The organism is Phocaeicola sp. RTP21198st1_B8_RTP21198_201120 (genome assembly GCF_040929485.1).
Taxonomy (GTDB): domain Bacteria; phylum Bacteroidota; class Bacteroidia; order Bacteroidales; family Bacteroidaceae; genus Phocaeicola; species Phocaeicola dorei.
Window position 1 is genome coordinate 41,787 of sequence record NZ_JBCOCI010000001.1, and the last position, 23,089, is coordinate 64,875.

15 protein-coding genes are annotated in these 23,089 nt (G+C 46.5%); all 15 read left to right on the forward strand.

The features are described 5' to 3' along the window. Window positions 1–24 precede the first annotated feature (24 nt). The 15 genes from AB5935_RS00170 (at window position 25) to AB5935_RS00240 (ending at window position 23,083) form a co-directional block, all read left to right on the forward strand. Window positions 25–1,998: a DUF4978 domain-containing protein gene (locus AB5935_RS00170; protein ID WP_038610756.1), complete on the forward strand. Its 1,974-nt coding sequence runs from the start codon at window positions 25–27 to the stop codon at window positions 1,996–1,998. Next, the gene (locus tag AB5935_RS00175) at window positions 1,995–3,689 is read left to right on the forward strand and encodes a polysaccharide deacetylase family protein (protein ID WP_038610753.1); all 1,695 of its coding nucleotides are present in this window, start codon (window positions 1,995–1,997) and stop codon (window positions 3,687–3,689) included. The genes AB5935_RS00170 and AB5935_RS00175 overlap by 4 nt, the downstream gene beginning before the upstream one ends. A 47-nt stretch (window positions 3,690–3,736) precedes the next feature. Further along, entirely contained in the window at window positions 3,737–6,589 is a 2,853-nt protein-coding gene (locus AB5935_RS00180) for a family 43 glycosylhydrolase (RefSeq protein ID WP_244057945.1), read from the forward strand. Window positions 6,590–6,927: 338 nt separating this feature from the next. After that, the gene (locus AB5935_RS00185) at window positions 6,928–9,264 is read left to right on the forward strand and encodes a glycoside hydrolase family 2 TIM barrel-domain containing protein (protein WP_038612500.1); all 2,337 of its coding nucleotides are present in this window, start codon (window positions 6,928–6,930) and stop codon (window positions 9,262–9,264) included. A 44-nt stretch (window positions 9,265–9,308) separates the two neighbouring features. Next, window positions 9,309–11,702 (forward strand): glycoside hydrolase family 2 protein, encoded by a 2,394-nt coding sequence (locus AB5935_RS00190; RefSeq protein WP_038610750.1) that lies wholly within the window; start codon window positions 9,309–9,311, stop codon window positions 11,700–11,702. 5 nt (window positions 11,703–11,707) lie between these two features. Continuing rightward, a complete protein-coding gene (locus AB5935_RS00195; protein ID WP_288259326.1) occupies window positions 11,708–14,056 on the forward strand; it encodes a glycosyl hydrolase 115 family protein in 2,349 nt (782 codons plus the stop codon). Between the two features lie 14 nt (window positions 14,057–14,070). Further along, on the forward strand, window positions 14,071–15,243 hold the full coding sequence (gene uxuA, locus AB5935_RS00200; protein ID WP_038610747.1) for a mannonate dehydratase: 1,173 nt from the start codon (window positions 14,071–14,073) through the stop codon (window positions 15,241–15,243). 57 nt (window positions 15,244–15,300) lie between these two features. Beyond that, a complete protein-coding gene (locus AB5935_RS00205; protein ID WP_038610744.1) occupies window positions 15,301–16,116 on the forward strand; it encodes an SDR family oxidoreductase in 816 nt (271 codons plus the stop codon). A 187-nt stretch (window positions 16,117–16,303) separates the two neighbouring features. Further along, a complete protein-coding gene (locus tag AB5935_RS00210; protein WP_038610741.1) occupies window positions 16,304–18,670 on the forward strand; it encodes a hybrid sensor histidine kinase/response regulator in 2,367 nt (788 codons plus the stop codon). Then, window positions 18,642–19,940 (forward strand): sigma-54-dependent transcriptional regulator, encoded by a 1,299-nt coding sequence (locus AB5935_RS00215; RefSeq protein WP_038610739.1) that lies wholly within the window; start codon window positions 18,642–18,644, stop codon window positions 19,938–19,940. Before AB5935_RS00210 ends, AB5935_RS00215 begins: the two co-directional genes overlap by 29 nt. Before the next feature lie 197 nt (window positions 19,941–20,137). Further along, window positions 20,138–20,767 (forward strand): RteC domain-containing protein, encoded by a 630-nt coding sequence (locus AB5935_RS00220; RefSeq protein WP_038610736.1) that lies wholly within the window; start codon window positions 20,138–20,140, stop codon window positions 20,765–20,767. A gap of 110 nt (window positions 20,768–20,877) precedes the next feature. Continuing rightward, window positions 20,878–21,084 (forward strand): hypothetical protein, encoded by a 207-nt coding sequence (locus AB5935_RS00225; protein ID WP_038610733.1) that lies wholly within the window; start codon window positions 20,878–20,880, stop codon window positions 21,082–21,084. A gap of 114 nt (window positions 21,085–21,198) precedes the next feature. After that, on the forward strand, window positions 21,199–22,179 hold the full coding sequence (locus tag AB5935_RS00230; protein WP_038610731.1) for a DUF6047 family protein: 981 nt from the start codon (window positions 21,199–21,201) through the stop codon (window positions 22,177–22,179). A gap of 19 nt (window positions 22,180–22,198) precedes the next feature. Continuing rightward, on the forward strand, window positions 22,199–22,366 hold the full coding sequence (locus tag AB5935_RS00235) for a hypothetical protein (protein WP_373873921.1): 168 nt from the start codon (window positions 22,199–22,201) through the stop codon (window positions 22,364–22,366). Next, window positions 22,367–23,083 carry a DUF6047 family protein gene (locus AB5935_RS00240; protein ID WP_038610728.1) on the forward strand — a complete coding sequence of 239 codons (717 nt, stop codon included), beginning with the start codon at window positions 22,367–22,369 and terminating at the stop codon, window positions 23,081–23,083. It begins immediately after the preceding gene. The last annotated feature ends 6 nt before the right edge of the window (window positions 23,084–23,089 follow it).

A 23,089-nucleotide genomic window follows, 5' to 3' on the forward strand; every position in this document is an offset into this window, starting at 1 on the left:
ACTGAAATTTATAATAAAAGACACATGAAGAAAAATAAATGTATATCTCTGTTATTGAGTTGTTGTCTGGCCTGGTTGGCAACAGCGAGTGCTAAAGAAAGTACTCCGGCAGAGAAAAGGCAACAATTGGTTTCGAACGTAGACACAAGTCTTGAAGGGGCGCAGAAGTATGTGCTCCGTGTAAAGGGAATGCCTTTTTACATGACTAATATCCAGGTAAGGTTGGATCTTTTAAGATATTCGGAAGGATGGGATATGGAGCTATGTGATAAACTCATGGCACAGATTGCGGCAGATGGTTTTAATACGGTTTCTGTTCCGGTTCATTGGTATGAGGTAGAGCCGGAAAAGGGAAAATTCGACTGGACGGTATTGGACAGTTATCTGGAGTTAGTCAAAAAACATGGCTTGAAGATGGAGATGCTTTGGTTTGGCGCCAACAGCGGAGGGCATGTGCAGTGGCTGGGACGTCCCGGCAAGAATGCAGTCCATCTTCGTACACCCGATTATGTACTCTATTCTTCCTCTCCATCTTCCAAAGAGACAACCAGTGAATTTACCATTCGGCGTGATATGTCCGACTATACGCTCGACATTGCTGATGACCGATTGCGCGAACGGGAAACTTATGTGCTGGGAAAAGTAATGGAACACATTGCTGTTTGGGATATGGCCAATGGCAAACAGCATCCGATAATCGGTGTACAAATCAACAATGAGTTTGTAGGACAAAGGATGGCATTCCCTAATTCTTTAGCCATTTCTTACTTGAACAGTGTAGCCGGTGCAGTGAAGCAATCGGACTATGTGGTATGGACACGTGCCAATTGTGTGTTTTGGAACGTAAACGGACGTATTTACGAAAACGAGGCTCATCGTCGTTCTCCGGAACAGACGAACCTTGATTTCGTGGGCATCGACACGTATCGGCATCATTTCCCATCCGATGCCTCCTTCATAGCCAGCATGCGCAACAACCTGCCGTATGTCGAAAAGAATTTCCGCATGATTATGGAGACCAATTCGGGCATACCGGTGTCGGCACAGATGCATTTGGCTGCTTTGTCGGGCAATGCTGCTTTTGATTATTACAGTGTAGAGGCTCTGTATGGGAAAGACGGAGATAAGATTGTTCCCTTAGTAAAGCACTTGGATGACATACGTCGAATGAACAAAGTACTGTTAAGCGATCCTGCAGACCTCGCAACCAAAGCACACGGCTATGGACTGTTCGTGCATAATTGGGAAGGTGTCAATTCTGCCGCAAGTACTTCCAACAGTGGTATTACGTATGTGCCGGCTTATCCCACTTCGCAGGGCATCAGCATACAGAGGAGTGACACAGAAGTGGTATTGATGAGTACCGGTGGAGGACGTTTCACTTTACCTAAATCCATACAAGTGAAAAACGCGTCATACGGTTATTTTGACAAGAAGAACCAATGGGTTAAACAAGGAGATATTAGTCTGGGAAGACAACAGTTGTTTGACAGTGCTCCAGACAAGAATTCTTCAATTTCTATGGAAGCTGGCAGTACAGTACTTCTGATATGTAATTCTGCCCCGATGCTAAGACCCTATCAGACTGTTCAGGCTGAATTTGCATCGTTTAGTTCTGATGTTACCGCGGAATATGATATCAAGAACATCGGTTTTGCCGGAAACGGATATGCGAAGCTGCCTTCTCACGAAGGTGCTTATATCATCTGGAAGCAATTGGAAGCCAAAGAGGATGGGGAACATACGTTACGCATCCGCTATTCTCTTGAGGACAAACGACCGGCATCCCATGTGTTGACGGTAAACGGAAAATCTTATAAGATAAAGCTGCAACCTACTGGGGAAGGCAATCGGTACGATTATTTCAGTATATCGGTCCCTCTGCGGAAAGGAAAAGAAAATGTTGTCCGGTTGGAAACGGAAGGCAATTACTTCCGTCCCGACAGAGTTGTCGTGCCGGCTCCGGCTGGAAATATTGATGAATTGCAAATATTATGAAACAGCTAAAGTACATTATAGTATTGACATTATTAGTCTTTCTTTCTTCGTTCAACGATAAAGTACAACCTGTCACCATATTTATGATAGGCGATTCAACGATGGCAGACAAAAGCTTGAAAAATGGAAATTTAGAACGTGGCTGGGGACAGATGCTTACTGATGTGTTATCGGGTGAAATAAAAGTGGAAAATTATGCCAAAGATGGGCGTAGTACTAAAAGCTTTATAGCCGAAGGACGGTGGGAAACCGTGATGGCGAGATTGAAGAAAGGGGATTATGTATTTATCCAATTCGGTCACAACGATGAAAAAACGGATTCAGCTTTGCACACGGTTGTAGGCGGCAGTTTTGATGAGAATCTACGGCGTTTTGTCAGGGAAACGAGAGCTAAAGGAGCATTTCCGGTTTTATTCAATTCGATTGTAAGGCGTAATTTTCCACCTGAAGGAATGAAAGAACATCGTTATGTGTATGAGAAAGAAGGCGATATTCTGGTTGATACACATGGGGAGTATCGGGAAGTTCCTCGTAAGGTGGCTATGGAAATGAATGTTCCTTTCGTCGATGCCAACCGACTGACACACGACTTAGTGGTAGGTTTAGGGGTTGAAGAATCAAAAAAACTGTTCATGTGGGTACCTGCGGGAAAATACGCCTTCTGTCCGAAAGGCAAGGTTGATAATACGCACTTGAACATCAACGGTGCCCGGACGGTGGCTTCATTGCTGATGAAAGCTACGGTAGAAGTCGTACCGAAATTGAAAAGCTATTTTCGGCAGTACGATTCGGAAGTTTATGTGGCTCCCTACAAAGGAAATAGGCAATGTGCTATAAGCTATACGTTTGATGACGGATTGCTGGAACATTATACATTGGTATATCCAAAGTTGGAAGAATACGGTTTTAAAGGCACATTCTGGGTCTGTGGGAAAATCATTGAAGATAAGAAGGCTGCATTGGGAAAACCACGTATGACTTGGAAACAAATGAAGGAGATGTCGGAAAAAGGGCATGAAATTTCCAATCATGGATGGTCGCATCTGATCCTTCCAGGTAAGACTGAAATACAAATTCGTGAAGAAATCGATAGGAATGATAGTATTATCCTTGCAGAAATAGGAAAACGTCCGGTGACATTTTGCTATCCGGGAAATTATATGGATGAGCAATCTGTTGCGATAGCTTCAATTGGCAGGGCGGGGACACGGCAATATCAATATGCCATCGGAGGTGAAAAGTCACAGTCCACTCCTGAGGAACTGGACAAATGGCTGGATGAGCTTCTGACTTCCGGAGGCTGGGGAGTAAGTATGACACATGGCATTACGTATGGTTATGATTTCTTTGCCGATTCTTCTGTTTTATGGAATCATCTTGAAAAGGTGAAATCGAAGAAGGATAGTGTCTGGGTGGCTACATTCGAGGAAGTGTCAGCTTATGTAAAGGAGTGGAAGAACATACGTCTTGAAATTTGTAAAGGTAAGACGGAATGGGTCGTGACTCCTTGCCTTCCGTTGGATAGTACACTTTTCAACCAACCCCTGACTATAGTCTTGAATTTGAAATCCGAAAACAGAATCAGGAACGTTTGGCAGGATGGGAAGCAGATTCCGGTACAGAAGCGGGATGGGAAATGTTTATTTGAGTTCAATCCTTATGGAGGAATTATACGAATCAGATTGAAATAACTCGGTAGTGATTATTGATTAGATTTTTTTATTTTATGTACAATCTTATGTTTAAAAGAAAGAGGGCATTATGCTTGTTTGCTTTTATGCTCGGCATAGTCGTATCCGGCTTTGCCACGAAAAAAACTAATATTTATCAGGGTTACCTATTCGCTTATTTTGAGGGTACAGGACCTAAAGAAAAGCAGGAACAGTTACGGTTTGCCTATAGCTCTGATGCAAGGAACTGGTATGCGCTGAACAACAACCGGCCGGTTCTTCGTTCCAAGGACATTTCCCAGACGGGAGGTATCCGCGACCCGCACATCCTTCGCCGTACTGATGGAAATGGTTTTTACGTGGTGGCGACAGACATGTTTGTCATGAAGGACGGATGGGAACACAATCCCGGCATCGTGATGCTGAAGTCGGACAATCTTACCGATTGGAACCACAGTGTGATAGACCTCGCCTCTCTCTATCCGGAGAAGTTTGGCAATGTGAAATGGGTATGGGCACCTCAGACCATTTACGACCCGGCAGAGAGAAAATACTTGGTCTATTTCACCGTCCGCTTCAATGGCGATGGGCATTTGGATTTTTACAGTGCATACGCCAACAAGGATTTTACAGGTTTTGAGGCGGAGCCCACGTTGATGTTCCGTGCCAAATATGGAGCCATTGACGGGGATATTATTTATAAAGATGGCGTTTACCACCTTTTCTATAAGGGAAATACGAAGGACAAGAACGGCAAGGAACTGAAGAACGGCATCCGGCAGGCAACCTCGAAAAGTCTGAAAGGACCGTGGAAAGAGAACTTCAAGTATGTGGACGCATACGCCGGCACCTCTACGGTAGTGGAAGGTTCGGGTATCTTCAAGCTAAACGATTCTGATGAGTATATATTGATGTACGATCTGTACACTTCGGGACGCTACGAGTTTCAGCGCAGTAAAGATTTGTACACGTTCACCTCGAAGCCGGAATCGTTTACGAAAAACTTCTATCCACGTCATGGCACCGTCATGAGCATCACGCGGGAAGAAGCTTACCGGCTGAATATGAAATGGGGCGGCATCCCGCAGGAAACACTCAATGACCCGTACGATTTTGTAGCCGACGGCAATCCCATTGTCACACACAAATATACATCCGACCCTGCACCGCTCGTGGTGGGCGATACGCTTTGGCTCTATACCGGTCACGACTATGCCGGAAGGCAGGGCGGGTACAAGTTGAAGGATTGGTGCTTGTTCTCGACTACCGATATGATACACTGGACGGAACACCCCACACCGTTGAAGCTGTCGGAATTTACTTGGGATAAATCGGGGGCAGCATACGCTTCACACGTGGCGGAACGCAATGGAAAATACTATTTCTATGCCAGTACGAACGGTTCTGGAATAGGTGTGGCGGTGGCGGACAATCCGCGTGGCCCCTTCAAGGATGCGCTCGGCAAACCATTGCTCACCAACAAGGATTGTCCGGGGGCCACACATTGGTGGGTGTGCATAGACCCGGCCGTGTTTATTGACGATGACGGGCAGGCCTGGATATTCTGGGGCAACAAGATTTGCTATTATGCCAAGCTGAAGGAGAATATGATTGAAATAGACGGTCCGGTTCGTGTGGTGAATATCCAGAATACCGGAAAGGATATGGATTTCACGGAAGCACCGTGGGTTCATAAGCACAAAGGAAAATATTATCTGACATACGCCAGCGGATGGCCTGAAAAAATATCGTATGCGATGGCTGACCGGATAGAGGGACCATATACTTGCAAAGGCATCCTCGCTGAAATATCGGGTAATAGCAACACTACCCATCCGGGAATCGTGGAGTTTAAAGGACAGGCTTATTTCTTTACCCATAACGGTGGATTGCCGGACGGGGGAAGTTACAGCCGTTCGGTATGCTCGGAGTTCCTGCGCTATAATGCGGACGGAACCATACAAAAGGTGGAAGCTTCTACGGAAGGTGCGGACAGAGGGTTTGTCCCGTTCGATAACAAGAACAATCCCGTCATTCCGGGATATAACGCCGATCCGGAAGTAATGTACTCGCATAATACAGGCAAATACTATATCTATCCTACCAGTGATGGATTCCATGAATGGAGCGGACATTACTTTAAAGCCTTTTCCTCATCGGACTTAAAACATTGGAAAGACGAAGGTGTTATCTTCGATTTCAAGAATGACCTGAGTTGGGCGGATAAGAACGCATGGGCGCCGACCATTATCGAACGGAAGATAAACGGGAAATATCGTTATTTCTATTATTACTCCGCTGAAAAGAAAATAGGTGTTGCCGTCAGCGATTCTCCGACCGGGCCGTTTAAAGACCCTATCGGCAAACCGCTGATAGATTATAAACCGGAAGGCGTGCGTGGCGGACAGCAGATAGATCCCGATGTGTTCCACGACCCGCAGAGCGGGAAGTATTATATCTATTGGGGATGCGGTTATCTGGCTGTGGCGGAGCTGAACGATGACATGGTTTCCGTTAGGAAGGAGACCATGAAGCTGATTACTCCCAAGAGCCCGTTCACTGAAGGTGCGGAAGTGTTCTACCGCAACGGGCTGTATTATTTCCTATGGTCGGAAAATGATACGCGCAGCGAGGATTACCGGGTGCGGTATGCCATAGCCAAGTCACCGGTCGGTCCATTGGAAGTCCCCGACAAAAACCTGATTTTATGGAAAAGGCCTGAGAAAGGTATCTATGGAACCGGACACAATGCAGTCTTGAAAATGAATGGGAAAGACGAATGGTATATTGTCTACCACCGTTTCCGCCGTCCGAATGCCATAAAGATGGGATGGGCTGCCGGTTATCATCGGGAAGTCTGCATGGACAAAATGGAATTTGAGACAGATGGGAGAATAAAGATTGTTGAACCTACTTTGTAAGGTGTTCCCCTTTCAGCTATATCTGAACTTTATGAATAAAGTATTGAGTGTTGTTCATCAATGCCGTGATACCTTATTCATCTATTGAAAAGATAATGGAAACGGGACCCGGATTATGAAGGAGTGTGGAATGGAGATTTTTCATAATGGTGGAAAATCTCCATTCTTTTTCTGTATTACCTAATTTAGAGAGAAAAACATCGCTTAAAGAAAGATTTGTTGGCATCCTATTGGTAGAACTCCCTATATATTTGCTTTATCATGATGGAACAGATTATGTAGTAAAGCTTTCACTTATTGATATTTGGAATTTGGATGGTAAACTAAAAATATTATTTATGCAGAAACGTAATTTATTGGTAACGATTGTTTTCTTGTTTATAGGAGTGTGTGGAATGTCAGCCGAACGTATCCGACAGAATTTTGATTTCGACTGGCAGTTCCGCCTTGGGGAACAAGGCACATATAAAACAGTGCAGCTTCCGCACGATTGGAGCATAGGATTGGACTTTAGCGAAGAAGCCGGTCCGGAAAGCGGGTATCTGCCGGGTGGTATAGGTTATTATAAAAAGGATTTCACAGTACCTTTGTCTTATAAAGGCAAACGGGTCAGCATCGTGTTCGATGGAATATATCATAAGGCAACCATCTATCTGAATGGACGGGAAATTGATTATCACCGCTATGGATACACTTCGTTTGAAACGGATTTGACACCTTACTTGAAGTATGGGGAAAATAATACGCTCAGCGTGAGGGTGGACCATTCGGAGAAATCGCGTTGGTACACCGGTTCGGGTATCTACCGCCATGCATGGTTGCAAGTGACTGACCCGATACATGTGAAAATGTGGGGGACATACGTTACTACTCCCCAAGTGTCCACGTCATCGGCCACTATTTCGTGTGTAACGACTGTTGCCAATGTTTCGACATCAGCAGGGAAAATTGAAGTGGAACAACAGTTGGTCGATGCGCATGGCAATTCGTTGAAGATAAATGGGAAACGGTATGCAGTCCGGACGGATGTCGTGATACCTGAGAACGGGACCAAAGACATAGAGCAGTCTTTTTCTATTTCCAATCCGCAGCTGTGGAGTCTTGAAAATCCCCACTTGTACCATCTGGAGATTGTATTGAAACAAAGAGGTAAGGTAATAGACCGTTATACGACCCGCTTTGGGGTACGTACCATCCATTTTGATAAGGATAAGGGCTTTTTCTTGAATGGGAAGAATATTAAGATGAAAGGTATGTGTCTGCACCAAGATGCCGGTTGCTTGGGCGTGGCAGTTCCTGACCGTTCCTACGAACGCCGCTTGACTATTCTGAAAGAGTTCGGTGTCAATGCCATCCGTTGTTCGCACAATCCGCCTTCGCCGGAATTCCTGGACTATTGCGACTCTATCGGCTTTTTGGTCATTGACGAGGCTTTCGACAAATGGAAATCCGGATACTATGAGCAATTTTTCGATGATTGCTGGCAGCAGGATATCAGTGATATGATTGTACGCGACCGTAACCATCCCTCCATCATTCTTTGGAGTATCGGCAATGAACTGGCAGAGGCTACACGCAAGGATAATGTGGGGGTGGAACGAGCCACGATGTTGCGCGACTTTGTCCGTAAACTGGAACCGACACGTCCTACCATGTTGGCACTGGCTCCTGCATATCAGGATAAGTTTGCAGCAGTGACCGATGTCGTGGGTTACAACTACAGTGAGCTTTCTTATATCGAGGATAGGAAGAAGCATCCCGAACGCATCGGGCTTATCAGCGAGAGTTATCCATATTATAGCGGCTTGCGTCCGTATGAAGCACGCGACTATTCGGACAAGAATCCTTGGAATTATGTAATGGAATATGATTATATTTGCGGTTCGTTCATGTGGGCGGGCATCGACTACATAGGTGAGAGCATGGGGTGGCCCAGTAAAGGATGGGCTGCTTCTCCATTCGACATGTGTATGGACGAGAAGCCGCGTGCCGCCTACTTCCGTGCCGCATGGACGGACAAACCGGTGGTGAAGATGGCTGTTGTGGACTACAGCATAGACGAAGATCCCGGAAAGGACCACTGGCAGACTCCGCCGATGGTACACGACTGGACTTTCCCTTATACGGACTCACGCGTGTTGCCTATACATACGCCCTCCAATTGTGATGAGGTGGTATTGATAGACCCACGCGGAAAGAAATACGGGCCGCGCAAGCCGAAAGACTATCTGAACAATACCATTGTTTGGAATCAGCCTTACCGTCCGGGTAAAGTGGTCGTAATCGGATATAAAGGCGGTAAAGAGGTATGCCGTGACAGCATTCGGACAAGCAAGCCTGTGGCTACACATTATACGCTTACCCCCGACCGCTCGACATTGAAAGCGGACGGACAAGACTTGTCTTTTATCTCCCTGCAACTGTTTGATGAAAACGGGGTTCCTGTCAGGATAAACGACCGCATGGTAACTGTCCGCGTGGAAGGTGATGGACGGCTGATGGGAATAGACAGCGGTGAGATGAGAAGAGAACTTCGGTTTGACAGCCATTCACTGCCCACCTACTTTGGAAAATGCCAGATTGTGGTGCAGGCCGGACGAATAAAAGGAACGCTGAAAGTCATCGTGCAGGTAGAAGGACTGCCGGAACAGGTACTAAATATCGAATGTCTATAATATAGCAATCAATATTTTACTAATACATAAATCATACAATCAAGATGAAACGAATGAAACAGAATTTATTCTACAGTTGGCTATTATCATTGCTTTGTTTACCGGTATTTGCCAATGCCGATACGGTGGAACGTAAACAATTGTTTGACGACGACTGGTCTTTTAAACTGGGTGATACACCCGCCGCTTCGTCATCCGCATGCGACGATACTTCATGGAGAAAAGTGGATTTGCCTCACGATTGGAGCATTGAAGCCGATTTCGATGTGAAAGCTCCTGCCGGAAACGATGGCGGTTACCTGCCTGCGGGTATCGGATGGTATCGGAAGGCATTTCATGTAGATAAGGGGATGGAAGGTAAGAAACTGCGTCTCTATTTCGAGGGCGTTTATATGAACTCGGAGGTCTTTATTAATGAAGAACGTGCAGGCGGGCATCCATACGGCTATTCCTCGTTTTTTTGTGATATTACTCCTTACCTGCACTTCGGACAAGAGAATGTGGTGGCTGTCCGTGTGGACAATTCGGGGCAAAAGAACTGCCGTTGGTACACCGGTTCGGGTATCTATCGTCATGTGTGGCTGCTGACTACGGGAGCGATGCATATTGATGACTGGAGCGTGTATATCCGTCCGGTTAAACAAAATGATAGCGATGTCTGGAATTTGGATATCGCCATGCGCTATGTAGATGCTGTCCAAACAGGAGCAAAGCCGGAAATAAAACATACTGTTTATGACGAGTCTGGCAGGGAAGTGGCAACTTCTGCAAGCGGACACTTGGAGCAATCGCTCTCTGTAAACCATCCCAAATTGTGGTCGCCGGATACTCCTTGTCTCTATACTGTGTGTACGCAACTTATTGTCGGAGGCAAGGTCATAGATGAGGTTAAGAACACTACCGGATTTCGGAGTATCGTTTTCGACAGTGAGAATGGATTGTCTGTGAATGGTAAACCTACGCTTTTGAACGGCGGATGCGTGCATCATGATAATGGCGTGCTGGGTGCACGTTCTCTTGATGCTGCCGAAGCACGTAAAGTACGCTTGCTGAAAGAAGCCGGTTTCAACGCCGTGCGTACTTCGCACAATGTCCCTTCGGAAGCCTTTCTGCATGAATGCGACCGTCAAGGGTTGCTTGTTATCGATGAAGCTTTCGACGGATGGCGCGATGCCAAACATAAACATGATTACTCTGTCCTTTTTGATAAGTGGTGGAAACGTGACATCGAAGCAATGGTACTTCGCGATCGCAATCATCCCTCCATATTCTGCTGGAGTATAGGCAATGAAGTGATAGAACGTAAAAAGCTGGAGGTGGTCACTACAGCGAAAAAACTTGCCGAACATGTCCATGCCTTGGATTCCTCACGCCCCGTCACTTCCGCACTGACCACTTGGGACAAGAGTTGGGAGATATTCGACCCGTTGGCAGCCGTACATGACATTGTGGGCTATAATTACCAGTTGCATCGCGCAGAGTCAGACCACGAGCGTGTTCCCTCACGCATTATCATGCAAACGGAATCTTACCCGCGCGATGCTTTCCGTAATTGGGATCTGGTGAACAAGCATGCTTATATTATCGGTGACTTTGTGTGGACTGCATTGGATTATTTGGGCGAATCGGGTATTGGGCGTTTCTATTACAAAGGTGACAGCGAAGGCGAACATTATGACCGTAACCAATATCCTTGGCATGGCGCATATTGTGGCGACATTGATCTGACCGGTTGGAGAAAACCCATTTCACATTACCGTGAGATGCTTTATGATTCAAAGAAAAAGCTCTATATGGCAGTGCGTGAACCGAACGGTTACCACGGTGAAATCAAGGAAACAATGTGGTCGGTATGGCCTACGTGGGAAAGCTGGAATTGGAAAGGGAACGAAGGAAAACCGATTGAGGTAGAGGTTTATTCTCATTATCCCAAAGTACGCCTTTTCTTAAACGATACCTTGGTGGGTGAACGTCCGGCTGGCTATGAACAGCAGTTCAAGGCTGTTTATACATTGCCTTATCAGGCAGGTACACTGCGTGCGGTTGGTGTGGACGGAAACGGCATAGAACAGGAAAGCGTAGTGTTGAGAACGTCCGGCACTCCCTCCTCTATCCGCCTTACCACCCAAGAGCAAAGCATAAAGGCTGACGGGCAAGACTTGGCTTTTGTTGTCGTCGAGGTGTTGGACAAGAATGGGAATATAGTATCTGATGCTACCAATGAAATAGAATTTTCCGTGCATGGAGCCGGTACGCTGGAAGCTACAGGCAGTGCGGATTTGAAAGATGAAAAGTCATATATGGCATCTGTGCGTAAGGCATGGAAAGGCCGTGCCATAGCTGTAATCAGAAGTACGAAACAAAAAGGTAAGGTTACACTGAAGGTTGTTTCAAAGGGGCTTTCTTCGGATGCCATAATAATCAAGACTAAAAAATGAACGATATGAAAACAGGGTTGATAGCTATTCTGCTCTTCCTTGCCGTGCAGACAGCATGGGGGCAGTTCTGCCTGCATTCGGGTATGGCAGCTACAGTGAATTATAATAAATCGGAAGCTCCGGTGGTGCATACCGCTTTGGAATTGCTTCAGCGGGATTATCGAGCCGTTTTTTCTAATTCTCTGCAATACAGCGAAAAACAAGGTGATATTCTTGTCGGTACCTTGGGACTGAATAATGCGGTGGAGCAATCCGGTGTAGATCTTTCTACCTTGAATAATAAGAAAGAAGCTTTTCTGTTGACGGTATTGCTGGACGGGCGGTTGCTGATAGCCGGAAGCGATAGTCATGGTACGGCATACGGTATTATGGAACTTTCGCGTTTGATAGGCGTATCTCCTTGGGAATGGTGGGCGGATGCCACTCCGGAGAAGAGGGAGTTGTTCGAGCTTCCTGTCGGCTACACGAATATGCAATCACCTTCGGTGGAATACCGGGGCATATTCATTAACGATGAGGACTGGGGACTGACACCTTGGAGTAGCTGGACCTACGAACCTTGGCTGTATTATGGGCCGGGACGTATAGGGCCACGTACCAACGAACGGATTTTTGAACTGATGCTTCGCCTGCGGGCCAACACCTATTGGCCTGCCATGCACGAGTGTACAAAGCCATTCTTTCTGACCAAGGGAAACCGGGAAATGGCAAAAAAATTCGGCATCTATATAGGCGGTTCACATTGTGAGCCAATGGCATCGAGCACAGCCGGTGAGTGGTCCCAGCGTGGCAAGGGTGAATACGATTATGTGAAGAACAGCGCATCTGTCTATAAGTTCTGGGAAAGTCGTGTGAAAGAGGTGGCAGGACAAGAGATCTTTTATACTGTGGGTATGCGTGGCGTACATGACGGCGCGATGAACGGTGCCAAGACGTTGGACGAACAGAAAACCGTACTTGAACGCGTATTTGCAGACCAACGCCGCCTGTTACAGCAATATGTGAATAAGGATGTGACAAAAGTGCCGCAAGTGTTTATTCCTTATAAGGAGGTACTCGATGTATATCACGCAGGACTGAAAGTGCCCGATGATATTACCCTGATGTGGTGCGATGACAACTACGGATATATCAAGCATTTTCCTACCGCAGAGGAGCGTGCCCGCAAAGGTGGAAATGGTATCTACTATCATGTTTCTTATTGGGGACGTCCGCATGACTACTTGTGGTTGGGTACATTCAGTCCCCATCCGCTCTATCAACAGATGAAGCAGGCATACGACCATGATGTACGGAAAATATGGATTCTGAACGTGGGTGATATCAAGCCTATCGAATACCAGACTGAACTTTTCATGGATATGGCTTGGAATATTGACAAGGTAGCCGAAGAGGGTGTTTCCGCTCATTTAGAAGATTTTTTGCAGCGTGAGTTCGGTGAGAAGGTTGGTGAAGAACTGCTTCCGGTCATGGAAGAGCACTATCGGCTTGCTTATATTCGTAAACCTGAGTTCATGGGTAATACCCGTGAGGAGGAATATGGGACACCCGATTATCGTGTTGTAAAAGACATGTCTTGGAGCAAACAATATGTTCTGCAAAGGTTGTCCGATTATCAGAGTATTTCTGATAAGGCGGAACAGTTGGCGAGACAAATCCAGGACGCACGTGGGGATTCTTATTTCCAACTTGTGAAATATCCGGTGCAGGCTGCCGCTGAAATGAACAAGAAGATGCTTTATGCCCAGCTTGCCCGACACGGTGAAGCAGACTGGAACCGGAGTGATGCGGCCTACGACAGTATTGTCTCATTGACCCGTATCTATAATATAGGTATAGGGAATAACGGAAAGTGGCATCGCATGATGGATCATCAGCCGCGCCGGTTGCCTGTATTCGAACCGGTGTCCCACCGGAATGTTTCATCGCCTATGATAACAGAACGCATACCGCTTCATAAATGGAATGGTTCGGATTGTATTGAAGGTGATTATGAACTTTGCAAAGGGTTAGGCTATGAAGGTAGAGCGGTTGCCATAGCCAAAGGAAAGAGCATTACTTTTGAATTCTCCGACTGCTCGTCAGGCTCCGTAGATGTGGAAGTCTGCCTCCTCCCTTCCCATCCCGTGGAAGGAAAACAATTGCGCTTTACGATAGAATTGAGTGGTAAGGAAACTTCACCGATTCACTACGAGACCAAAGGACGCAGTGAGGAATGGAAGGAGAATGTGCTTAGGAATCAGGCTATAAGAAGAGTGACTTTGCCGATTCGTAAAAAGAGAACAAACAAACTTGTAATAAAGGCTCTTGATGAAGGTATTGTATTGGATCAAGTGTCGGTTTATCCGCTTTAATGTTATATAGATCAATGGAAAAGACATGGAGATGGTTTGGCAAGAAAGATAAGATAACGCTTGCCATGTTACGACAGATAGGTGTGGAAGGTATTGTTACCGCTTTACACGATGTGCCCAACGGTGAAGTGTGGCCTTTGGAGTCTATCAAAGAAATGAAAGAGTATATAGAGGCTGCCGGACTTCGTTGGGCAGTAGTAGAGAGTTTGCCCGTATGTGAGGCGATTAAATATGGAGGAACTGAGCGGGAACAGTTGATAGCAAACTATATACAGAGTCTTGCCAATCTTGGCAAAGCAGGTATCAAAACTGTATGCTATAATTTTATGCCGGTCATAGATTGGATTCGTACAGATTTGAATCATCCTTGGCCTGATGGTACTTCGTCACTTTATTTCGATAAAACACGCTTTGCCTATTTTGACTTGAAAATCCTGAAAAGGGAGCATGCGGAAAAGGATTATACTAAGGAGGAATTGGAGGCAGTAGAGAAATTATGTAGTCATATCACCGAAACGGAAGAATTGGAACTGATAGACTCAATTATCGTAAAAACCCAGGGTTTTGTGAACGGGAATATCAGGGAAGGGGAAACTCTTCCGGTATCGGTTTTCAGGAAGCTCTTGTCTCTCTATGACGGCGTGGACAGAGTTGCGCTACGTGAGAATATGCGCTATTTTCTTTCTTCCATCATGCCGGTGTGTGAGGAATATGGCATAGATATGTGCGTACATCCTGATGACCCTCCCTTCCAGATGCTTGGCCTTCCCCGTATCGTGACCGATGAGGAAGACATTGCCTGGTTATTGGATGCGGTGGACAATCCACACAACGGGTTGACTTTCTGCGCCGGTTCGCTCAGTGCTGGTGTACACAATGACACCCGTAAGCTTGCACGCCGTTTTGCCAGTCGTACCCGTTTCGTTCACCTGCGCAGCACGGAAACCCTATCTGATGGGAATTTTATCGAGAGTTCACATTTGTCCGGTAGGGGGCACTTGATAGAGTTGATACGTATCTTCGAATCTGTGAGTCCCTGTTTACCCATGCGGGTGGATCATGGCCGCACGATGCTCGGAGATGAGGAACTCGGATACAATCCGGGGTATTCATTCCATGGGCGTATGCTGGCATTGGCACAGGTGGAAGGAATGATGGCTGTTGTACAAGATGAATTACGAGAATAAAGAGTAAGAATTTAAATAGCAAGTAGATTATACAGATTAGATTATATACAGATTAATATGAATGAATTATTTGGAATCGCAGGCAAAGTAGCCATTATTACCGGAGCAGGTGGAGTATTAGGTGGAAATATTGCAAAGCATTTTATGCGGCAGGGTGCAAAAGTCGTTGCTGTAGATGTCCGTCGGGAACAATTGGACAAGCGGGTTTCTGAACTGGAACAATATGGCAGCGAGATTGTTGGCATTGTCGGTGACGTGCTTGATGTGGTAAGTCTGGAAAAACTGGCCGGACAGATACTTTCCCGATGGGGAAGGATTGACATTCTTCTGAATATTGCGGGTGGAAACATGCTGGGAGCTACACTTGAGCCGGAACAGAATTTTTATGATATGGATATAGTCTGCTGGGAGAAAGTGACCGGTCTGAATATGAACGGTACTGTATATCCGTCAATGGTATTTGGTAAAGTGATGGCCCAACAGAAGAATGGTTGTATCGTTAATGTGTCTTCCATGGCCGCTTATAGTGCCATTACTCGTGTACCTGGCTATTCAGCAGCAAAATCTGCGGTAGCGAACTTTACCCAATGGCTTGCCAGCGAAATGGCCTTGAAATATGGTGACGGCATTCGTGTCAATGCCATTGCTCCCGGATTTTTTATCGGTGACCAGAACCGGAGGGTTTTGATTAATCCGGACGGATCGTTGACAGAACGGAGCCGAAAAGTGCTTGCCAAGACCCCGATGGGACGCTTTGGAGATATAACTGAACTCAATGGTGCGGTGCAGTTCCTATGCAGTGACGCGGCAAGTTTCATTACCGGCGTATTGCTGCCGATTGACGGAGGATTCAGTGCTTTCAGCGGAGTGTAAGGAATTATATGATTAAAAAGATGGACCGGGCAATAATTGGGGACACTCATTTATTGCCTGGTTGTGTATGATGACTTGTTACTTGTTGTCCGACTTCTAATCAACTATATTATTATATATTGCCGTGCAATATTTAATATCTTGTGCGGTGAGTATTTGTTTTTAATTGATATTTACTTATTCCTGAATGAAATCTTTTTTCCCTATACTTCAGTTGAAAATAGCCGTTGGATACATCCTGCTGCTGTTCCTACTCTGTACTGTGGTTTTTCTTGTTCGGCTGGAGCATGGAAAGATGGAAGAACTGGATTCCAAAGAGTATCAGTCCAATATGAGAAGAAGGGCTGTCAACCGAACCTTTGAAAAACTGCTGGAGTTCTCCTTCCATGAGCATTTTTTGCTGACACAGGATAGTGTGGGTATTCATGAATACAGAAATAGTTGCATGGTTGCTTTAGACGCTTTGAACGGACTGAGGCTCTATTATACAACAGAGTTATACTTTGCCATAGATACTATATCCAAGCTCCTGCTGGAAAAAGAGCGGTTACATCATGAAGTGACAAATACCCTTTCCCGTTTTCCCCGCGCGGACAGCCTTCTTCATAAAAAGGTTTCCGGAATTATGCGGCAGACACAGGGTTTCGAGCAACCGACCGCACAACAAACAAAGAAAGCCGGGAACCTATTTCGTTTCTTTTCTAAAGACAAAAACAAGAAGTCCGCTTATGCCAGCCGGAAGGAAAAAGAGATGCAAGGTTTGAAAAGCAAGTCTTCCATGAGCGGACAATTCATCCGGCTGCAAAAGGATGTGTATAACCAGTATGCGGATTATCGGAAAAGGCTGGCATCATACTCGGACAGTTTGCAGTGCCGGAATCGGGAACTGAACATGCGTATCAGCGGTCTGATGCATGAATTAGAACGGATGGCCGACACACAATATGCGGCGGATATGAAAGAAACGACTGCATTAAGGAAACAGTCGTTCCGTATCATTCTTTTCATAGCCGTCATTTCCATTCTTCTGATAATTTTACTTTATCTTCTTATCCATACTGACATTAGAAAGCGACAGAAACATCGGATGGCACTTGAAACAGCCTGCTCCCGTAACGAGGAATTACTGATGTCACGCCGAAACCTGATGTTGTCGGTGAGCCATGACCTGAGGGCGCCCCTTGGTACGGTCTGTGAATTTGCGGAGCTGATGCAGCATGAGAAGGATACCGGATTGGTAAGGGAGTTCGCAGCGAATATCCTACACGCCTCCCGCCATGTCATCGGACTGGCCAACAACCTGCTGCACTATTACAGGCTGGAAGAGGGAAAGGAACAACCGGAGAATGTTGTGTTTCATTTAGGAGAGATTATTGGGAATACCGTGCGTACCTATCTTCCTTCTGCGCAAAAGAAGGGACTTGGACTGACTACTGAAATAAAATCATGTGATGTACTTGTCAGGTCCGATTCCGGACGGATTGTCCAGATTCTCGGTAATTTGCTGTCAAACGCAATCAAGTTCACACGCGTGGGATATATCCATGTGGGAGCCTTGTATCAAACCGGCAGGCTGTCACTATTCGTGAGAGATACGGGGACGGGGATAGACAAAGGGCGGCAACAACTGATATTCTCCGACTTTGAACAGATAGGTTCCCCTATGGGGGACGGTTTCGGTCTGGGGCTGGCTGTCACTTCAAGGTTGGTCTCACTGCTTGGGGGAGACATCCGGGTGGAGAGCATGCCGGGACGTGGAAGCACTTTTGAGATCCGGCTTCCTCTTGATGAGGCTGACATGCAGGATATACAGGATTCAGCTTCCGTTGGTAGCATCCTGCCCGATATCAGGGTGTTGTATATTGATGACGACCGTATTCAACTGGATGCCGTCAGAAGGATGTATCTTCGTCACGGTATCGAGTGTGACTGTTGCACGGACATTGATGAGATGGTCACGGCATTCAGGAAAAACCGGTACGACCTTGTCCTTACCGATATGAGGATGCCAGATACGGACGGTTATAGCGTGCTGGCTCTGCTCCGCAATAGCAATATAGGCCAGTCCGGAACGGTTCCTGTACTAGCAGTGACCGCCCGTGTTGATAACGGTGCCGTCCATTTTATAAATTCCGGTTTTGCCGGATGTCTGCACAAGCCTTTCTCTGAAGAAGAATTACTGGCGGTCACACGGAGTGTGGAGCGTCCTGATTTCACATACATCATGGAAGGCGAGGAACACGTGGACGAACTGCTGGATATTTTCATTGAGGATACGGAGGCCGGACTTGTCGGCATACGTGATGCCGTCAGTTCGGGTGATTATGCAAGGCTTGGAAATATAATACACAAGGCTGTCCCCATATGGGAGACAATACGGATAGACATCCCTTTGCAGGAACTGGCCTATATGGGTTCGCTGTCACCCGAAAAATGGGCAGATATATCTGAAGGGCGGATTGAGAGACTGGCCAGAGCTGTGGAGGATGCCGTAAGAAAGGCTGTAACATTAAAGGAGAAAATGAATGGAGACAATACTCATTGTGGAGGATAACCGTACATACGCACGTACTACCGCCAACTGGCTGACGAGAAACGGTGTGAATACCCGCTACGTACTTTCGGCAAATGCCGCAAAAGAGTTTCTGCGTAATAACGAAGTGGATCTGGTCCTTTCGGATTTCCGTCTCGGTGATTGTAACGGCGTGGAACTGCTCGAATGGATGAAGTCGCATGGCTACCGTATGCCTTTTCTTATCATGACCGGGTACGGGGATATACCCGGTGCCGTGGAAGCCTTGAAGAGAGGAGCCGACAATTATCTGCCCAAACCCGTGCAGACGGAAAAGGTACTTGGCATTATCCGAGAACTGTTGGGGCGCAGGAAGAAAAGCGTGGAATCGGAACAGACTTTCTATGTATGTAAAAGTCCGTCAGCGGCAAAACTTCAGGAGATGGTACGTCTGGTAGCCCCTGCGGATAGTCTGTCCGTGCTGATACGTGGCGCATCAGGTACGGGAAAGGAATGGGTAGCACGGCAGATACACGCTTTCAGCAAACGTTCGGATGCCCCTTTCGTGGCGGTGGATTGCGGCGCTCTGCCACGGGAACTGGCCGCATCGGAATTATTCGGACACAAGAAAGGGGCTTTTACCGGAGCGGTTGAGGACAAGAGTGGCGTGTTTGCCGCCGCTAATCACGGGACATTGTTTTTGGATGAGGTCGGCAACCTGAACCTGGAGACGCAGATGCAGCTATTGCGGGCCCTGCAAGAGAAATGTTACAGACTTCTCGGTGGAAAAGAAGAAATTCACACGGACATACGCTTGCTGGCAGCTACCAACGAGAACCTGGAGAGAGCAATAAGTGAGGGGCGGTTCAGGGAGGATTTGTTTCACCGGCTGAACGAGTTCCCGCTTTATGTCCCACTGTTGAAAGATTGCCGGGAGGATATTATCCCGCTGGCCGGATTCTTCCTTCCTAATGCAAATAGGGAACTTGGAAAGAAGATAAAGGGGTTTGACCAGGATGTAAGAAAGGCTTTCAGGGCTTATTCGTGGCCCGGCAATATCCGTGAACTGAAAAATGTGGTGAAACGTGCATGTGTGCTGGCACAGGAGGACTGGATTACTCTCAAGGATATTACTCTTCCGGTGGACATTAAGCCATCGGAAGATTACAAACAGGATATGGCGCGGACAGAACTGGAAGCGATACAGAAAGCGTTGGAAACCATGGGCAATGACCGGAAGGCAGCCGCACGACTGTTGGGTATATCCCGGAGCACTCTGTATCTGAAACTGAAAAAGTACGGCTTGATTTGAATTTGTCCATATTGTTGGACACACCGTGTCCGATGGAAGATAACGGACACGGACATGAAATAAATTTGTAAAGTTATAATATACACATTATTAATGTATTAATTACTTTTTTCTCTCATGGCATATCTTTTGCCTTCTTATGGTTATGATAAGGAACAATAAAACAGAAAGAGTTTTTAATTTAAAATATCAATACCATGAGAACATTGACAAATACACCGTTGTTCGGTATGTTTACCTCTTACATAGCCGGTTTGGAACTTGTGCCGGGAAAATTGTCTGCCGTTTATGATGATTTTGCAGACCTGATTGCCGATTTGTCACAAGACGGGAACAGAATAAGCCAAATGAGGCGGCTGAATTACACGAGGATAGAGCTTCTCTTCATAAAACAAACCTGCGACACCATGAAGGAAGGGCGGCATGTACTCTATGACGTATTCATCGGCAAGGTTCTGTTCCTGCTGGATGCGGAGATAGAAATGGTAAAAGAGTATTTACGCCACTGTGCGGATGGTACCAGCACAGGAATGGAAATCCGCCCGCAAGGCTGTAAGCGGAAATCCGCATTACACTGGAACGGTACGGACAGTGATCTGATAGAACTCGTGGCGGCATTGATGGCAACCGGGGCGGTGGGCTGTGCGGAGGGAAGGAAACTTACCATCGTGGATGTCATCAGAGTATTCGAGGATGCTTTCAATATCAAGATTAACGCTTTATATACCAAACGTGGTAAAGTGTTTGACCGTTGTAGGGATTCCACACCTTTCATTGACTCCCTGCGTAAAAGCTATATCAGGATGTTGGACAAGCGGTTGGCGTAGGGATTGCACGTCAACAGTCGCCAACGGATGACTTGTATGTCCTCCATGTTGCTGATTGACTGCCAAAGTGTTTTCTTTGCGGCTATAAACTTCTGTAAATAAATCAAGTTATGGGATTACTGAAAGATTGGATGGCCCGCTTGGGATTCCGTCTGCCGGAACATCCGGCGGCTGAACCGGGCAGCGTGTTCATCACGATGGACGAAAAGAATATGCCGGTAGATGTGCGGACGGGTGATACGACACCGAAAGCATATGAGGATTATATCGGAAAGATAGTGAAGGATTTTGATAAACGGCTCTATCTGCCCGGCTGAACGATTCTGAAAGTTGATTTTGCGGACAAAGGCAAAATTCCCTCCCGACGGGGAAACCTGTCGAACTGGTACTCTCACAAATTGGTCCCGGCTGTCTATAGGCATAAGGCGGTAATGGGAAAACAGATTCAGCTACAAGATGCGGCTTATATACTAAAAGCGGGATGGAAACTGTTCAGCCGCCGGACATCGCTTGAAACCCTTCAAAAGGATAAGCAATACCGGGAGTTTATACGCCATAACGAGGCAGCAGGCCGGAATAACGTATCGGACGAGGGGAAACGGGTATATGCCGTGGCAACGGATGAAGGCGTACTGTTCTTTTCGGACAGTGGGAAAGGGATGAAAACGCGTAACAGCTACCTGCAACATCTGGCGGATAGCTTTTTCAACTTCTCAAAAGGAGTGGAAACGCTGAAACTGTACGAAATGGAGATACCTTCCCGGCAAGTGATGGAACTGGCGGACAATAGCATTGATAAGCTGGCCAAAAGCGACCTGCGTAATGCCGGTACGCAACTTCGAAAGTCGGAGTTCAGCTTTACCAAAGAGAAAATGGCAGGAAAAGAAATGCTGGAAGGTGCTGTTTGTACAGACAAATACGATCTTCGACCGGATTATAACAACTTTGACCGATTAACGAAAGAGTTTAATCTGGGCATCTCTCCCCGTAATTATGATGTTGCCTCGTTACTCTATATTTCGGAAAACGGATATGCAGGTCATGTGGTAGCGGATTATTTTCATCCGTTCAGTTACGAATATGAGTTCAGGGACTTGGCTGAAAAACTGGACGACAGCATCAAGGCACGGCAATCGGCGCCGATGTCATTACATGATTTCGGCTATGCAGCCTTGCAGATGGAAGCAAAAGTTATGGCAAGGGATATTCTGCAATCGGAGTTCCATATTACGGACGGGGAGTTCAGGCTGAGCGGAAAAGCGAACCGGACATCGCAAAGGACAAAAACACCGGAAAAGTGTTTGTTTCAGCAATCCAAAGAACCGGAACCGGAAAAATCGGGGTGTCAGGCTGCGAAGCATGTCTCTTCCGTTGTTCCGCAGAAGAAAGAAAAAAAACAACTGATTATATAATATGCTTATGGAAAAGAGAATGAATACAGAGTGTATGGAAAACGGCAGCCTGTACATGACGCTGGATGCTTTTTACCACCCCGTTTATTTAAGTATGCGGGGACAGGGAGAAGAAGGATTCTCCCGATATGTCAGTAATAACGTGCGGTTTCATGCAACAAGCAGGGAATTTGTACCCGACCACTGAATGTTCCGTTTCGACTTCAAAGACAAAAGTCTGATTCCTCCCATACTCGGAACAGATAATGCGGATTATCTGGAACGGCTCATGCCGGTATTGGAACGGAAAAGGATTCATCCTTCAGGGGTGGTGAGGCTGCGGGACGCGGCATTCTGTGAGGAAAGGGGAATCAGGCAATTGTCCGCCTCGGCAGCGCATACGGCACTGGCGGAGAATGAGGACTACCAACGGCTGGCACACCGTTTCGGAACGGACGGCCATGTGATAAGAAACGGATTGGCTGTATTTCCTACTTGTACGGCAGTGGAATACGGACAAAAGGTATTGCTGTTTGATAAGACAGAAGCAGGAGACAAGGAACTGGCCAAATTATTGGACGGAATAACTGAAAAGTTCTTTGAAGGAAAAGGGAAACCGAAGGAACTGGGATTTTATGAAGTAGCACCGTTGGATGCGAGATACCGGGGCACAATGTGTGACTGGCAGGTGACCTCGCCAGAGATATTAAATTATGGGATTTGTACAAAACGGCTGGATATGGCACCCACATTAAGAAACTTCAACCGTTTGAGAAATCTGCCTTTGGTTAAGGTTCCGCTGACAAAGGAACAGGAACGGATCATGTCGCAACTGGTGGCGCGGCCTGACAATACCCGTTTCTCCGGTCCGAACATGTCGGTGAAAGTTCCCATGAAAAGGGAAAGGCGTGGAATGAAAATTTAGTTTTGA

Bases quoted from the DNA above. Each gene is read 5' to 3' on its own strand.
- AB5935_RS00225 (WP_038610733.1), top strand. From the start codon at position 20,878: ATGGGATTACTGAAAGATTGGATGGCCCGCTTGGGATTCCGTCTGCCG.
- AB5935_RS00215 (WP_038610739.1), top strand. From the start codon at position 18,642: ATGGAGACAATACTCATTGTGGAGGATAACCGTACATACGCACGTACT.
- AB5935_RS00210 (WP_038610741.1), top strand. From the start codon at position 16,304: ATGAAATCTTTTTTCCCTATACTTCAGTTGAAAATAGCCGTTGGATAC.
- uxuA (WP_038610747.1), top strand. From the start codon at position 14,071: ATGGAAAAGACATGGAGATGGTTTGGCAAGAAAGATAAGATAACGCTT.
- AB5935_RS00235 (WP_373873921.1), top strand. From the start codon at position 22,199: ATGAATACAGAGTGTATGGAAAACGGCAGCCTGTACATGACGCTGGAT.
- AB5935_RS00195 (WP_288259326.1), top strand. From the start codon at position 11,708: ATGAAAACAGGGTTGATAGCTATTCTGCTCTTCCTTGCCGTGCAGACA.
- AB5935_RS00185 (WP_038612500.1), top strand. From the start codon at position 6,928: ATGCAGAAACGTAATTTATTGGTAACGATTGTTTTCTTGTTTATAGGA.
- AB5935_RS00190 (WP_038610750.1), top strand. From the start codon at position 9,309: ATGAAACGAATGAAACAGAATTTATTCTACAGTTGGCTATTATCATTG.
- AB5935_RS00240 (WP_038610728.1), top strand. From the start codon at position 22,367: ATGTTCCGTTTCGACTTCAAAGACAAAAGTCTGATTCCTCCCATACTC.
- AB5935_RS00175 (WP_038610753.1), top strand. From the start codon at position 1,995: ATGAAACAGCTAAAGTACATTATAGTATTGACATTATTAGTCTTTCTT.
- AB5935_RS00220 (WP_038610736.1), top strand. From the start codon at position 20,138: ATGAGAACATTGACAAATACACCGTTGTTCGGTATGTTTACCTCTTAC.
- AB5935_RS00180 (WP_244057945.1), top strand. From the start codon at position 3,737: ATGTTTAAAAGAAAGAGGGCATTATGCTTGTTTGCTTTTATGCTCGGC.
- AB5935_RS00170 (WP_038610756.1), top strand. From the start codon at position 25: ATGAAGAAAAATAAATGTATATCTCTGTTATTGAGTTGTTGTCTGGCC.
- AB5935_RS00205 (WP_038610744.1), top strand. From the start codon at position 15,301: ATGAATGAATTATTTGGAATCGCAGGCAAAGTAGCCATTATTACCGGA.
- AB5935_RS00230 (WP_038610731.1), top strand. From the start codon at position 21,199: ATGGGAAAACAGATTCAGCTACAAGATGCGGCTTATATACTAAAAGCG.